The 1,489-nt window shown below is 66.8% G+C and carries 1 protein-coding gene; it reads left to right on the forward strand.

Annotated features, from left to right (window positions below):
- Nucleotides 1–1,489, forward strand: a 1,489-nt coding sequence (locus tag JNW91_RS31345; protein WP_238426041.1) for a molybdopterin-dependent oxidoreductase, incomplete at both ends; no start/stop codon positions are given.

Consider the following 1,489-nt stretch of genomic DNA (forward strand, 5'->3'; position numbering starts at 1 on the left):
GGACAGCCCGATCTCGCGGGGTCGGCTCTGTCCGAAGGGTGCGGCCAGCAAGAGTCTGGTGACCAGCCCGCTACGGCAGACGAAGGTCCGCTACCGCCGGCCGTACGGCACCGAGTGGGAGGACCTCGACCTCGACACGGCGCTGAACATGATCGCCGACCGGGTCCTGGCCGCCCGGGACGAGACCTGGGAGGACGTCGACGACGAGGGGCGGCCACTCCACCGCACGCTGGGCATCTCCAGCCTGGGTGGGGCGACGCTGGACAACGAGGAGAACTACCTCATCAAGAAGTTGTTCACCGCGATGGGGGCACTCCAGATCGAGAACCAGGCCCGTATTTGACACTCCGCCACCGTCCCCGGTCTGGGGACCAGCTTCGGTCGCGGCGGCGCCACCCAGTTCCAGCAGGACCTGTCGAACTCCGACATGATCGTCATCCAGGGTTCGAACATGGCCGAGGCGCACCCGGTGGGCTTCCAGTGGGTGATGGAGGCCAAGCGCCGCGGCGCGAAGATCTTCCATGTCGACCCCCGGTTCACCCGGACCAGTGCCCTCGCGGACGCGTACCTGCCGATCCGCGCCGGCACCGACATCGCCCTGCTCGGCGGAGTGATCCGCTACATCCTGGACAACGAACTCGACTTCCGCGAGTACGTGGTCGCCTACACCAACGCCGCCACGATCGTGACGGAGGAGTACCGCGACACCGAGGATCTGCACGGGCTCTTCTCCGGCTTCAACGACGACAACGCCAGCTACAACCAGTCCAGTTGGCAGTACGAGGGCACCGAGGAGAACGCCTCCAGCGGTGACACCGAGACGCAGCGGGAAACCGCGGCCGGGTTGGAGCACGAGTCGCACGGCGCGCCGGTGAACGGGCAGACCCAGCGCGACGAGACGTTGCAGGATCCGCGCTGCGTCTACCAGATCCTCAAGCGGCACTACGCCCGCTACACCCCGGACATGGTCGAGCGGGTCTGCGGCATCCCGCAGCAGAAGTTCCTGGAACTGGCCCAGGCGTGGGCGGCGAACTCGGGCCGGGAGCGGACGAGCATGCTCGTCTACTCGGTGGGGTGGACGCAGCACAGTGTGGGTGTGCAGTACATTCGCACCGGCGCGATCATCCAGCTGTTGCTGGGCAACATGGGTCGCCCGGGCGGCGGGGTGATGGCGCTGCGGGGCCATGCCAGCATCCAGGGCTCCACGGACGTCCCGACGTTGTTCAACCTGCTGCCGGGTTACCTGCCGATGCCGCACCACGCGTCCCACCCGAACTTCGACGAGTGGGTGGACAGCATCCGGCACCCCGGGCAGAAGGGCTTCTGGGGTAACGCGCGCGCCTACGGGGTGAACCTGCTCAAGGCGTACTGGGGGGACGCGGCCACACCGGAGAACGACTACTGCTACGGGTATCTGCCCCGGATGACCGGTGATCACGGTACCTACCAGCAGGTGCTCGACATGATCGATGGGAAGGTCAAGGGTTAC

Source organism: Micromonospora parastrephiae, assembly GCF_016802865.1.
GTDB lineage: Bacteria > Actinomycetota > Actinomycetes > Mycobacteriales > Micromonosporaceae > Micromonospora > Micromonospora parastrephiae.